Source organism: Burkholderia cepacia complex sp. TUM26381 (genome assembly GCF_057439935.1).
Genome location: NZ_CM172007.1, coordinates 1,012,596 through 1,027,363, shown reverse-complemented (window position 1 = coordinate 1,027,363; position 14,768 = coordinate 1,012,596). Strand labels below are relative to the sequence as shown.

The 14,768-nt window shown below is 70.1% G+C and carries 4 protein-coding genes; all 4 read left to right on the top strand.

All coding sequences use genetic code 11. The annotated features are described in order from the left end of the window. Positions 1 to 320: 320 nt before the first annotated feature. The gene (gene sctQ / locus ACWMMN_RS21370) at positions 321 to 1,475 is read left to right on the top strand and encodes a type III secretion system cytoplasmic ring protein SctQ (protein WP_256086117.1); all 1,155 of its coding nucleotides are present in this window, start codon (positions 321 to 323) and stop codon (positions 1,473 to 1,475) included. 3 nt (positions 1,476 to 1,478) lie between these two features. Then, positions 1,479 to 2,153, top strand: coding sequence for a type III secretion system export apparatus subunit SctR (gene sctR, locus ACWMMN_RS21365; protein ID WP_039360892.1), 675 nt, complete (start codon positions 1,479 to 1,481; stop codon positions 2,151 to 2,153). After that, positions 2,150 to 2,938: a lytic transglycosylase domain-containing protein gene (locus tag ACWMMN_RS21360; RefSeq protein ID WP_059239759.1), complete on the top strand. Its 789-nt coding sequence runs from the start codon at positions 2,150 to 2,152 to the stop codon at positions 2,936 to 2,938. The genes sctR and ACWMMN_RS21360 overlap by 4 nt, the downstream gene beginning before the upstream one ends. A 215-nt stretch (positions 2,939 to 3,153) precedes the next feature. Next, entirely contained in the window at positions 3,154 to 14,742 is an 11,589-nt protein-coding gene (locus ACWMMN_RS21355; protein WP_486423919.1) for an LWXIA domain-containing protein, read from the top strand. The last annotated feature ends 26 nt before the right edge of the window (positions 14,743 to 14,768 follow it).

The following is a 14,768-nucleotide window of genomic DNA, read 5'->3' as shown; positions in this document are numbered from 1 at the left end:
CGGATTCGCAGCGCCTCGCGGCCTGCCGACCGGACACGGCCTGCATGCCGCCCGGCCCGCCAGCCAGTCGCGACCCGACCGCCGCCTCCGGGCGGCGGTTGCTTTGGCGCGACCGTCGCCGTTTCCCTGCGTCGTCCCCCTTCGTCGCGCTTCGTAGCACCCCGCTCGCGCCACCGCCGCGCGATGCATGCGACTACGGATTCCGGCGCGGCACGCGGCCATTGCCGTCCCTACAATCGACGCAGCAGCCGCGCGCCCCTCCGCGCCACCGGCCCCAGAACAACCCGCCGAACCAACGCCGAATCCGCCCCGATCCCGCCGTGCCTGCGCTGTTCCTGACGAATGCCGACGCCGGCGACCCCGCGAGCCGGGCCATGCCCGCCGCTTCTGCGCCGCCCGCCGCGCCGCCGGCCGCGGTCGCGCTCGACGCGTCGCCCTACCTGCCGCGCCTGTCCGCCGCTGCCGCGCGCGGGCTGTCGCACGCGTACGGCGCGACCGGCGCCGTCCCGGTCACGCTCGGCGAGCATGCGTACGAGGTGCGCTGGCGCATCGCCGCCGAGCCGGCCGCCGATGCGCACGCGTACCGCTTCGTCGTCGGCCCGGCCGCCGGCACGCTGTGGATCGACCCGCTCGCGGAAACGGAATGGCTCGGCGACGCAGCCGACCCGGCCGTGCCGGCCGTGATCCGCGCGGCACTGCTCGCCGACCTGTGCGCGCCGCTCGCAGCCGTATTGCAGGCCGCGACGCGGCAGCGCGTGGAACTGCTGCCGCCGCCCGACAACCTGCCCGCGTGGCACGCGTCGCCGGCCGCGCTGCGTTTCGAGCTGCGGCGCGCCGACGCCGCGTGGCGCTGTCATGGCGCGCTGCTGTTCGACGCGCCGGATGCGCTGTCCGTGTTCTTCGCGGCCGCACCGGCCGCGCTGGCCGACGCGCGCGCGGCCTACGCGACGCTGCCCGTGCCGCTGGTGTTCGAGATCGGCCGCACCGAGCTGACGACGGCCGAACTGGCCGACGTCGTCGGCGGCGACATCATCGCGATCGAGCGCTGGCAAGCGCACGAGCAGAACCTGCTGTGCGTCGCGCGGCTGCCGGCCGCGCCGGCGTGGGAGATCACCGGACGGCCGTCGGGCAACCGGCTGACCGTCGAACGAATCAGGGAGATGCCTTTGGAACCGACCCGCACCGACTCCGCGCCCGCGACGGCGCACGACGCGCCGTCCGCCGATGCGCCGCGCACGCTCGACGGCCTCGCAGTCGACCTGCGCTTCGAATTGCCGCCCACGTCGATGCCGCTCGGCGAACTGGGCGCACTGCAGCCGGGCGCCGTGATCGAGTTGCAGCAAGGGATCAACCAGAGCGTGATCCACCTCGTTGCCAACGGGATGCTGATCGGCACCGGCCACCTGATCGCGGTCGGCCAGAAGCTCGGCGTGCGGGTCGTCACGCTGACGCAGCCCGCGCCGCGCGAGCGCTGAACGATGGGTAACCTGCCGAATCCGGTCGCGCTGATCGCGGTGATTGCCGCGCTCGGCATCGCGCCGTTCGCGGCGCTGATGGTGACGAGCTACACGAAGCTCGTGGTCGTGCTCGGCCTGCTGCGCTCCGCGCTCGGGATCCAGCAGGTGCCGCCGAACCTCGTGCTGAACGGCATCGCGCTGATCCTGTCGCTGTTCATCATGGCGCCGGTCGGAATGTCGATCCGCGACGCGCTGCAGGCGCGCCACTTCGATGCGTCCGGGCAATTGTCGACTGCGGATGTCGGCGCACTCGCCGATGCCGCGCTGCCGCCGATCAAGGATTTCCTCGTGTCGCACACGCGGCAGCGCGATCGCGAATTCTTCGTGCGCACCGCGACGTCGGTATGGCCGAAGAACCGCGCGGACGGCATCAAGGACGACGATCTGCTCGTGCTGGTGCCGAGCTTCACGCTTGCCGAGCTGACGAAGGCGTTCCAGATCGGCTTCGTGATCTACATCGTGTTCATCGTCGTCGACCTGCTGGTCGCCAACATCCTGCTCGCGCTCGGGATGCAGATGATCTCGCCGACGACGATCTCGGTGCCGTTCAAGCTGCTGCTGTTCGTCGCGCTCGACGGCTGGTCGCTGCTCGTGCACGGGCTCGTGATGTCGTACCGCGTGGCGGGCGCGGGATGAACGCGCACGGCCTGCGAACCGTGGCCGCGTGCCTGTGCGCCGCGGCCCTGCTCATGCTTGCGTGCATGCAGCCGCGCAGCGCGCACGCGGCCGGCAGCAGTGCCGGTTTCGCGCAACTCGCGCGCGCGTGTGCGCCGAACGTCGATCCCGCCACGCTCGGCGCGCTCGTCCGCACCGAATCGGGCTTCAACCCGTATGCGATCGGCGTGGTCGGCGGACACCTGACGCGCCAGCCCGCATCGCTCGACGAGGCGCGCGCAACCGCGCGCGCACTCTCGTCGCGCGGCTTCAGCTACAGCGTCGGCCTCGCCCAGGTGAACGAACGCAATTTCGCGAAATACGGACTCGACGAAGCGACGATGTTCGAGCCGTGCCGCAACCTGCAGGCCGGCGGCGCGATCCTGACCGAATGCTTCGCACGCTCGTCGGGCACCGGCCGCGCCACCCAGGCCGCGTTGCGCGCGGCGCTGTCGTGCTATTACAGCGGCAACTTCACGACCGGCTTCTCGAGCGGCTACGTGAGCCGCGTCGTCGCGAGCGCGCAGCGCAACGCGCGCGAAGGCGGCATCGAACCGATTCCCGTCGTGAGCGACACGCCGCCGCCCGAGCGCCAGCGGCGCATGGCCGCGGCCGCCACGACACCGCCCGAACGTGCGCGCCGCTTGCCGTCTCCGGCCGCGTCCGCCGATGCGCCGTCGTGCCATGCGCGCCCGGTGGTGATGATGTGCCGCGGGCTGCCGGCGGGCCAGGCGAAGCGGCTGTGCGTGAAGTGTCTCGATCAGTGACGGCGCGCGGGGCGGGCCGCCGTGTGCGGATCGAACGCCCCGCCGCAACCGCTCACACCTCGTAGCAGGCGCCGCGCGCGCATCGCGGCCGCGCCGGCCCGCTACGAAACAGCGGCATTTCAGCCGCGACGTGTCTCCTTACACTTGAAAGCTGGCGGCGCGACGAACCGTGCGCCGGATGTCCCGCGCATCGCGCGGCTCAACGGAGACAAGGCATGCTGTCGATCGACGGATTGGGACTGGGCGTCAACTGGCAGCGCTTCCTGTCGGAAACGCTGAATCCCGTCGTCGCGCCCCCGCCCCCGCCGCCACCGCCGCCGAAGCAGGACGATCCGGCGGCCGGCCCGGCCAAGCCCGTCACCGCCCCGCCGATTCCCGTCAACGCATCGCTGTCCACCGATCCGTCGAAGCCGACCAACGCGGAGATCGCCGCCGCTACGTCGCTGATGCAACGCATGGCCGTGCAATACACGGCGCCGCCGCCCGACATCACCGTCGAGAACGAGACGACGCAAGCAGTGCAGCAGGCAATCCAGGACGCGCAGACGAAATACGACGACGCATCGACAGCGCTGCAGGGCGCGCAGAACGTGCTGCACGTGGTCAACCGCGATCCCGAATCGACGCCCGATGCCCGCAAGGCCGCGCAGGCCGACTATGCGAAAGCGCGTACGGCGGCCGACACCGCGCAGCGCGACCTGAACGTGACGACCGACGCCGGCTACACGATCCTGTACCGCGAACAGGCCGACGCGGACAAGCCGTCAGGCATCCAGATCGACGACGACGGCAACGTGACGAACCCGGGCGACGCGCAGAACGCGGCCAACGACAAGCTCAAGGCGCTGCAGGCCACGTTTCCCGACCACGCGAACGACCCGAAGTGGGTGCCGAAACCGGGTGACTGCAAGACCCCGGAGCAATCGAAGCGCTACGACGAATGGAGAAGCGCCGACGCGCACGCGGCCGCCGGTACCGCGAAATACTTTTCGGATCTGTCGAACGCGTACCTCGCCCGTACGCAACTCCAGTCCTACCTCGTCAATCCCGACTACAAGGCGGCACTCGACTCAGGCATTAGCCGGCTGAACACCGCGCTGGCGGGGCAGCTACTCCAGGTGAACCTGCCGGAAGCACCCGAATCGCCGGACGCCGCGCAAAAGGCCGTCACGGCCGCGGCGAAATCGGCGAACACCACGAACGCGGCGCTCGCCGCGGCCAACGATGCCATCGCGCTCGCGCAAGCGCAGCAGAAATTCGACGTGGTCGCCGGCAGGCAGGGGACGGTGATCGTCGCGCCGAATTCGGTGCCGGACGCCAGCGCTGCGCTCAAGCGCGCGCAGACGGCGGCAAGCACGAGCGGCGGCTATCTGCAGATGCTGGCCGCGCAGCAGCAGGTCGACACCGCGCAGGACAACTGCACGGCCGCTCAGCAGGCGGCCGACACGTGGCACAAGGACAACCCGCGGCCGCCGCACTCACCGCCCTTCGACGCGAAGGTCGATCTCGATCTCGGCGATGCGTACGCGAAGCTCTACCAGGCGAAGCAGCAGGCAAGCATCGCGCACGACGGCTTCGTCGCCGCGTACGGTGCGACGCTCGCGCAACAGTACGACGATCAGGCGTCGAAGATCAGCGCGCAGGTGAAGGCGCAGCAGCCGTTGCTGAAGCCGTTTTTCCAGCAACCGCCGCAGTTGACGCCGGCCGCCGCACAGCCGGCCCCCTCATCGTCGCTGCCGACGGCCGCCGGCGCCGCGCCGCGCACGAGCCCGTTGCTGCCCACGGCCTTCCCCGCCCCTGCGCCGACCGGCACGAATGCCACGCCGGCGCCGACGATCCTGCCGCTGACCGACCCGTCGCGGTCGCCGATGCCGCTGCCGGCTGCGCCGAGCGGCCCCACGCAGCTCGACGCCACGCGCCTGCAGGTGGTCGCCGGTGCGCTGCGGATGGCCGGCAACCGGCTGGCGGACGACGTCAATTCGCGTGCGGCCGACGTCGCACTGAAGAACGCGCAGGATGGCGTCGATCAGGCAAAGAGCGCGCTCGCCGCCAAACAGAAGCAGTACGACGAATGGGCCGCCGCCAACCCGGCGCCGGTGCGGCTGCGCACGTTGCCGGACGGCGACGTGATGCCGGCGCCCTCGTATCGCCCGAACCTGTATCAATCCGATCTGAACGACGCGCAGGCCGCCGTCACGAAGGCGGAGAACGCCGTTCCGCAACTGAAGCTGCTGCGCGACACGTCGCGCCAGCAGGTGCTGCTCGATCAGTTCGACGCGGGCCTCGACGAGCGGCTGCGCTATGTCGACGAAAAGTCCGGCGCGGCGGACGACTACAAGAAGGCGATGCACGACTTCTACGAAGCGCATCGCACCGAGATGTCGAATTCGATGCTCGACGCGGCAAGCCTGAGCACGCGGAACGGCGCCACGATCGCGTTCGGCTCGCTCAGCGACAACCAGCAGCGCAACCTGATCGGCATCGCGCTCGGGCAGCAGCCGGACGTGCCGGCCGATGAATCGTCGCAATCCGTATCGGCCGCCGACGATTCGACTGCGCGCTTCGTCGACAAGGACAAGCTGTCGGCGATCAACACCGTGCGCGACAAGCTGCTGTCGGTCGGCGGCGGCAAGGACACGCAGGTCAGCGTGCTGCCGATGGTGTATGCCGCAAAGGAAACCGGGACGACGACGAGCGCGCTGTTCAAGGTAACGGACAAGGACGGCAAAACGCACTACATCGACGAATCGGCCGGCAACTACGACAGCATCAACGACTATCTCGACAGCAACCAGCTGTCGGCGGACGGCACCGTCGACATCCTGACCGGCCACAACGAAGACGGTTCGCAGCAGGTCGTGTCGAAAGCCGCGCACAACAACAGCGACTTCGACAACGTCCTGAATTTTCTCACGGGCACGGACGTCAACATCGGGATGCTGCTCGGCGGGATGGCGCTCGAGGTGATCGGCACGGCGCTCGACAGCACGGTGATCGGCGCGACGATCGGCGTGCCGCTGAACCTCATCGGCGCAGGGATGACCTACACGGCGATCGGTTCCGCGATGACGAAGGCGGGCCTCGATCTCGCGAACCGCATCGACCACGACCAGAGCATCAGTCCGCTCGACGCCGGCGCCCGCGCCGACTACATCAACCTCGTGCCGATGGCTGCCGGCGGCGCTGCGAAACTCGCCGGCACGAAGCTGTTCGAGCGCGCGGTCACGACGAAGGTCGCGTCGGTCATCGCCAAGGGTGCGGAACGTACGGCGTTCGTGACCGGTGTCGCCGGCGCCGGCGAGGCGTTCGTCGAATCCGGGGTCGACCTGTTGCAAGGCAATACGAAGGCGGCCGGCGAAGCGTTCGAGTCCGGCGTCATCAATACCGCGCTGATGGGCGCGGGCGTCGCGAAGCAACGCGCGGTCACCGGCATCCGGACCCGCACCGGACGGCCGATTGCCGCGCACACGACGGATGGCAAAGTCGTCAAGGTCGATGACCAGACGATCGGGCAAATCCTGAACAAGGACGGCGCGGCATCGCTGTCGGCCGGGCGCACGCGTGCGACGCTCGACGGCGAGGCCGTGAAGGTCGCGCCCAACGGCGTACTGATGGTCGGCGACAAGGTGCTGACCTACGAAGACCAGCCGATCCGCGTGCTCGACAAGACGTCGGCCAGGCAGATGCCGCCCGGCAAATCGGTGGTACTCGGCCAGGACGGCACGCTGTCCGTCGTGTCGGCTTCACCGAAGGCCTGGACCCACGGCACGCGGGTCGACAGCGTGACGGACACCGGCGAGCGCATGACGTTCGGCCCGGACGGCGCCATCGGCACGACGTCGAACATCGTCGCGAAGTCGCGGCTCGACAGGCTGGACGAGGTCATCGACCAGGGCAAGGACCTGCACCACCAGTTGCGTGACGCCGCAGCGAGGGAGGCGCGCCGTGTCCAGCAGGCCGCCGCCGAAGGCGAAAGCGCGAATGCGGCACGCGATGCCCGCGGTACGCAGCGCACGAGCGAGGCGCGCGCGCAGGCCGGCCGGCAGCACGACGACCTCGACGCGGACCGCACGACGGCCGCCCGCAGCGCCGCTGCGCGCGCCGCCGATAGCGACGAACCAGCCGGCGCCGGCACGCGCGCGAAGCCGGCCGGCACGCCGCCGCGCGTCAATGTGCGGGTGGTCGACCTGACGGACGAAGCGCCCGCCACGCGGCCGGCGACGTCCGACCCGGCCGGCATCTCGGTGCCGCGCGGGCCGAGCGTCGAGCCGATGCAGGTCGGCGAGCGCACGGTCTATCTCGTGCGTAACGGTGCGCCACACGATCCGGGCGCGCGTGCGCCGCGTCCGCAGAATCTCGACGAGCCCGTGATCGTCGTCGCCGGTGAGCACGACGCGGCACTCGCGCCCGAGCTGGCGAACCGCTGGCAGAAACCCGTCTATGCGGCAGCGCCCGACGCATTCGGCGCCGATGGGCAGTTGCGCGCCGGCGCGCGGGTGCTGCGCTTCGATCCGGAGCCGGAAACGGCGGCGATGGCAGGCCGCCCTTCCGCAACCGCCGTGGCCGACGCAGCATCGCCGGCATCGACGCACCCCGCTGCACCCGACGAAACGGTGATCGTGCTCGCCGGCAAGCGCGGCCCGAACGAGCCGGCGATGCCGCGCGCGGTCGCGACGCCCGAACCCGTCACCGCGCACGACGGCCTCTTCAGCGCGCCGAGCCGCGTGCTCGTGGTGGTCAAACCGGACCACCCCGCCATTGCCGAAGCAGCGGCCGAACCCGCAGCGGCGCGCGCTACGGCCGCCACCTCTCCGGGCGACAAGACGCCCGCCGAAGCCGCCGGCGGCAAGACCTCCCGCACGCATGCCGATGACGAACGCCCGCCCGTGCCGACCGACGATCCGGAGCGCGCGGCGCCCGCGGAAACGCCCGGCACCGCGACGCCCGATTACGCCACCCCGCATCCCGGCTGGATCACGCGGATGCAGATGCGTCTGGGCGGCGCACCGCTGCCGGAAGCCGTACAAGCGCTCGCCATGCAGTCGGGCACGCTCGCGACGCAGTTGCGCATGCTTCAGGACGCCGGCTGGCGCGTGACGATCGGCAAACGCGGCCGCGGCAGTCACGTCGATACGCGCAAGCGCCGCGTGACGATCGACGGCGGCCTCCGCGATGCCGGCAGCATCACGTACGTGCTCGCGCGCGAATCGCGCAAGGCCGTCGAAGCGCTGGCCGGCGTGCTGGACCACGACTACGGGCCGCGCGGCGGCTTCACGCGCAAGGCGCTCGAGGCCGAGGCGCGCGCGCAGATCAGCGCGTTCGAGGCCCGCTACGAAATCAAGCTGACAAGCGGTACCGACATTGCCGCGCACCTCGTTCACCCGGACGCAATCGCGCGCGAAGGCGCGAACTGGCGTGGACGGTCGCACGACTACGCCGGCACGGTCGACCGGCTGGCGAGCACGCTGGGCGGCGTGCATACGTCGGGCGCGGACGGCCCGACCTATCGCGCGTTCTACAACGACGCCTGGTCGCGCCAGAAGGGGCGCGGCGGCATGCCGCGCCGGATGCCCGCGCCGCGGATGGACGAAACCGGTGCCGCGCCGCGCGGCGTCGCCCGCTTCGATGCGCGCATCGTCTGGAGTCGCGCACATGCCGAGATCGCTTCGCCGTACCGCGCGGGCGAGCGCCCCGATGCCGCCGAGCTTGCCGCCGCGCGCACACGTCATTTCACGATCGACCCCGGGCGCCGCGTGGTCGTGCTGCACGCCGACACGCGCGCGGACGGCACCTTGCTCGTCGACGGCAAGCCGGTGAGCGCGCACGAATACCTGCTCGAGATGGCACCGCCGTTCGTGGTGCAGGAAGGCTATGCGATCGTGCTCGCCGCGCAGCACGACGGCGCCGCGCATGCGGCGCGGCTCGCGAACCTGTGGCAGCGGCCCGTGTATGCCGCGCCCGCGGAAGCGGTCGGCGCGCACGGCGCGCTTCTCGATACCGGCACATTTCACCGTCTCGATCCCGCGCCCGCCGCGCCGCACGATCTCGGCCCGCTGAACGCCGACCCGCTGGGCGTCTATGCGCACGGCGACCGCAACGCGCGTGTCGACGTCGCACACGAAGCCGGCGAACTGCTCGGCGCCGGCGGCGAAAAGACCGTATTCGCGCTCGGCGACGACGCCGCGCTCGGCATCTACGATCGCCACGTCAACCCGGAATCCGGTCACGTGCGCGCGGCTGTCGACGAACGGCTCGCGCTCGACGATCTGCGTTCGTACGGATTGCAGACGGTCACGATGAGCGGCCCGTTCTCGGTGCTCGGCCGTGTCGGCGTGCTCTACCGCCCGCTCGGCGTCCTGCATACGCACACGATGGTCGCGACCGGCACGCTGCCGCGCGTCGTCACGCGGGCCGCACTGGAACACATCCGGAAGATTCGCGCGGTCGTCGAACGCGAAGGCCTGGCGTTCGATCTGCAGGGCATCTTCACGCGCAAGGGCGACTTCCTGCTGAGCGATCCCGGCCCGGTCACGCGCGACCCGATCGACTACCTCCGCACGCTTGAGAAGCTCACCGAACTCGAACAGCTGCTCACGCACGGCCTCGAACAGGGCGACATCGCCATCGCGCGCCCGGTCATCGCCGACACGCTGCCGCCCGACGCGTTCGTTCAGAAGCCGTCCGTCATCACGCAGATCCGGATGCGGTTCGGCGGCGCGCCGCTGTCGAAGGAAGCGCTCGCGCTGGTCGACCGCTCGACGCTGCTGAGCGGGCAGCTGGCACAGGCGCAGGCCGCCGGCTGGAAAGTTGTGGTCGGCCGGCCCGGGCGCGGCAGCCGGATCGACACGGACAAACAGCGCATCGTGCTCGACGGCCGGATGCGTCACACCGGTACGCTCGTGTACGCGCTCGCGCACGAAGCGCAGCATGCGGTCGACGCGATCGCCGGACGCCTGCTGCTCGACGGCGCGCCCGTCGACACGCTGGTCGACCGCGCGCTGATGGCCGAAGCGCGTGCGCAGGCGAACGCGTTCGCGGTGCGCCGCGAGCTCATCGACGACCTGGGCATCGACATCTCGAAAGATGTCCGCCTGCCCGACGGGATCGCGCGCGAAGCAGAACGCGTGATGCCCGGCGACGAAGCCGGCCTGCGCCGGCTCGCGGATGCGTTCGGCGACGCCGAACCGTCGGTGCCCGGCTACGCGACCTATCGCGACTACTACGCGAGCCAGATCGCGCGCATGCAGGCCGGCGGCGTACCGCGCGAAATGGCCGCGCCGGCCTCCCCGGCGCATCGGCCGGCGCGCGGGCTCGCCGCCCGCAAGGCCGCCAGGCTCGAACAGCGCGCGCTCGATCTGCTCGCATCGCACGGCAAGCGCGACCTGCTGCGCGTCGACGGCGACCAGCTCGACAGCATCGACGCGATGAAGGCAGCGTTTGGCACCGACGCGCATGTGCTGATCGCGCTGCGCACCGACCGCCCCGCCGACCGGCGCGACGCGATCCACCCGCAGCCCGAATTCATCGCAAGCTTCCGGACCAACGCACAGGGCAAGTTCGTCGACAAGAAAGAGGTATCCGACGATATCGATCAGAACCTGTTGCAGGACGCATATCTTGCATTGAAGGACAAAGGCGCCGCGAACCGCGGGGATTACGACTACTATGTGTCGCCCGTCGCGCTCGCCGAGTTGCGCAAGTTCGGCGGCGCCGCGCGCATCGACGCGTACTTCGGCGAACCCCGCGCGTGGGATGTCGAGCCGTCGGACACGGGCGTCGACGCGGAGGTCGTCGCAAACGTGAACGCGCTCGACAGCGCGCCGCGCTTCCTGCGGCCGAAACCGGCGGCGCGACACGATCCCGGCGCGGGGACGACGGTCTATGCGGTCGAACGCAAGACCGGCACGGTCCTCGGCTACGCGACGCGCGATGGCGCCGGGAAATGGACCTACGTCGAAAAGACGTCGCTCGGCGATGCCACGATCGAATCGCGCGACCTCGCGGTTGCGTTCCGGCGTCGCTTCCGCCCGTTGCCCGGCGGGCGCCGCGGCGTGCGGTTCGTCGTCGCGAAGGTCCCGCACGACGTCGTCGAAAGCTACGGCGGCTTCGCACCGGCCAAGATGCGTCGCCCGATCAGCAAGCCGAAGACGCCGCTGTCGAAGCCGGACACGTACGTGCAGCGCGTGCTCGGGAACACGCATCCGTCGCTGCGGCGCCAGAACCGCGCGGCGGCCGGCGCGGGCGTGCCCGACATCCTCCCGACGACGGCGGACGGCGCGCTCGACTTCAACGCGCACCACGCGGACGAGTTGAAACGCGCGCTCGAGATGGGCAAGATTCCCGACGGGCACTACGTGTACGTGTACGACCACGAAGGCACCGTCACCGACGTGCTGACCGGGTCGCTGACCGGCCTCATCGCGGTGGAGAACGGCACGGTGCGCTGGTACGACGACGTCGGCCAGTTCCGCGATCCGGACAACCCCGGCCTGCCGCTGGAGCGGTCGACGATCGGCCGCGGGCCGTATGGCGGCAATCAGCATTTCCTGCTTTCCCGGCTCGCCCCCGACGTGTTCGAGCCGCGCGCCGCCGCGATCAAGGCGGCCGCTCTGCACGCCGCGCAGCCGGCAGCGGTGACGGCGCCGCCGCCACCCGCTGCGCGCCAAAGCGGCAACGGCACGCAAGCGGGCAAAGGCGGCAAGGCCGGCCGAAAAGGTCGCAAAGGCAAGCACGCCGCGCGCGGCGGCCAGCGAACGCAGCCGGCCGCGGCAGCAGCGGCCAAGCCACCCGCCGCGCCTGCCGCGCCGCCCCCGAAACCGATCACGCTCAAGCCGTTCCAGCCCGCGTACGTATCGGGCTCGATCGTCGAATCGGTCACGCGCTACGGCAACGCGAAGATCGCCGATTTCGCGTCGACACTCGAGCGCCTCACCGAATGGGGCAAGCGCGACGTCGGGCGTAAAGAAGGCAACGGCCTCACGTTCACCGACCCGCCGAAGGCCATCCTCGCCGATGCCGTGCTGGCGAAGAAGATCTTCGGGACGCTGCACATGTGGCGTGAAGCATCGAGCCTGCACCCGCACGGCGCGTTCACCCGGGCCCCCGCCCAGCGCAATCTGGTCATGCGGGGCGCGCAGTGGATCGGCGCGGCGCGCAGCGCGGACAGAAAGCTGATCAGGCGATACGTGAAGCTGGCCAGTCTGACCGATCTCGCCGACCGCTTTGTCCCGATGTCGCGCTCGTTCTCGCTGCGCGACGATCCCGACCAGATGAAGCGCTACATCAAGCGGTATGGCGGCGCGCTGCCGGCCGTCGCGCTGCAGGTCGATCCGTATTCGCTCGCCGCCGCGATGGGCGCCCTGCAGGATCCCGGGTTCATCCAGCGCGCCAAACGCTTCGGCGATCCGTCCGGCGCCCGCTACGACGACGATACGGCGACGCTCACGCGCACGGACGCCGACGGCACGCGGCACACGCTCGAACTCGACGATCTCGCCCACTTGCACAAGTGGCTCACGGCGGCCTCCGAATACGGCTTCCTGCTGCGCATCGAAGCTGCACCATCCCGGCCCCGCGTGTCGCTGGAAGACGGCCATGCGATGGCCGGCACGAACAACGGCTACGCGGAAATCCGGCGCATCGGCGAGGCGCTCGAAGTATGGGCGGCGCAGAACGGCGGCAAACCCGCGCCGCTCGTGCTGCTGACTTTCCACGGTTCGGACGCCGTGCTCGAGCCGGTGCCGGGCGAAGGCCACGTCGCGTTGCTCGACGCGATCCTGAGCCGCAAGCAGCTCGACTGGGTGCATGTCGGCCTGTCGTGGGGCACGCACGGCGACGACTTCATCGCGAATGCCGATCTGACGCGCGCCCTGGCGGCGAAGATCGCCGACTACGGGAAAAACGCGCCTGAAAAATTCGCGAGACTGCACGGCGGCGATGCGCTGACGCGCGTGTTCGAACCGGTCGGCGCGCAGGATTTCGCGAACCAGCAGCGATTCCTGTTCTCGGAAATCGAGCGCATCGCGAAAAAGGCGCATCAGATGTCCGACGCCGAGATCGCGGAATTGCGCGACGCGCTGTACGAAGGCAACACGTCGACGCTGCTGAATCTGGCACGCCGGGCGACGAACGAGACGTCGCAGACGCGATGGAACGACAACGCGCCCCACAACCGGCTCGCCAAGCGGGCCCACGCGGCCGGCAAAGACTGGCTCGACAGCCATCGCGACAGCGTTCCCGAGCGACCGTCGCTTGCATCGGTATCGGCGGCCGACAGCCGCGAGTACTGGAAGAACGTCACCGGCCAGAAAGCGCTGCAGTATGACGCGACCCTGCCGATCGGCGCCGCACGCAAGGCCATCGCGCAGCCCGATATGCCGAGCGCCACGATGGACGAGGCCAGCGCACGGCTCAACGCGCTGCGCGTGCACCGACTGTCGAAAACCCGATCGGACATCCGGAATGCATGGATTGCGAGCGGAGCCGTCCTCGGCCTCTCGACCGGGATCGGCTTTGGGTTCCATCAGCTCGACACGACCGGGCTGGGCAATGCGTCGTCGACGCTTCTGCTGGCGTCGCGCCTCGGACGCGTGTTCCAGGTCATGCACCAGGGCGCCATCCGCAGCCTGCAGTCGGGCGACCCGAGGGCCGCGGTGGCAGCCATCACGAGCCTCGGCGCAACGCTGGCGCGCCAGTTCAACTCCACGACGCATGACTACGGCGCGCATCGGCTCGCTCAGCTGGACTCCGCGGTACGCCATGCGCAGGCAAAGGCGGCGCAATACGTCGAGCAATACCAGCAGGGGACGATGAGCTTCGACGACGCGAAGACGAACATCACCGCGCTCGCCGAGGACGTGCTCACGCAAATGCAGGGGTTCGTCGGCGGCACGTCGCTGCAGCAACTTCATGCGGGCAATCCGCGCAGCGGGCTGGGCGTCACGGCGCGCGCGGGCATGGCCGTCGCGTCGGTTGCGTCGGTCGCGACCGGGATCCTCAAGAACTTCTATCCGACGCACCCGCTCACGGGCTTCGACGTCACGCTGGGCTGGACGGCCATCGCGAGCGGCGTGATCGGCACCGCCTACGCCGGTACGTCGCTCCTGATGGTGTCGCGACGCGTGAACGCTGACAAACGCAGTCGCGTCGTGCGCCTGCTCGATTCAACGGGCGACTTCACGTCGGTCGCGCTCGGCGGACTCTCCGCCGTGTCCCAATGGCGGCAGGGCAACTACGATCTCGCAATCGCGACCGGCACCATGACCTCGCTGCTGCTCGCCGGCCGGCTCAATACGCACTTCCCGAACGCGACGCCTTTCGTCAAGAAGATCCCGACCGCGGTGGTCATGATTCCGGTCGCCGCATTCGGCTACAAGTTCGTCGTCGGCATCGCGCCCGTGATCGGGGGCGTTTTCAACTGGATGTTCGGCGGCGGATCGTCGCAGTCGAACGTCGCGCCGGGCGCATCGTCGAGTGCATCACCGAGTGCGTCGCCAAGCACCCCGCCGTCGCCGTCGGCGAGCGCCACGCCGTCGCAACCGTCGCCAGGCACGCCGTCGAGCCCGCCGTCACCGTCGAACACCCCGCAGCCCTACATCGTCGTCGACGGCGATTCGCTGTGGGTGATCGCGGACCAGCATCGCCAGTCGCTGCTCGACGCCGCGAACGTGTCGCGTGCCGATCAGCAGGCGATGACGCGCAACGAGCAAGACAAGCTCGCACTGAACGAGATCCTGCAGCTCAATCCGTCCGCCGCGCGCGATCCCGGCAATCTGAAGATCGGCACGCCGCTGGTCGTCGGATGACGACCGGCGCACCGCGCGGCCTGGAC

What these genes read in the sequence shown, in the direction of transcription:
- sctR (WP_039360892.1), top strand. Translation starts at nt 1,479, where the DNA reads ATGGGTAACCTGCCGAATCCGGTCGCGCTGATCGCGGTGATTGCCGCG.
- ACWMMN_RS21360 (WP_059239759.1), top strand. Translation starts at nt 2,150, where the DNA reads ATGAACGCGCACGGCCTGCGAACCGTGGCCGCGTGCCTGTGCGCCGCG.
- ACWMMN_RS21355 (WP_486423919.1), top strand. Translation starts at nt 3,154, where the DNA reads ATGCTGTCGATCGACGGATTGGGACTGGGCGTCAACTGGCAGCGCTTC.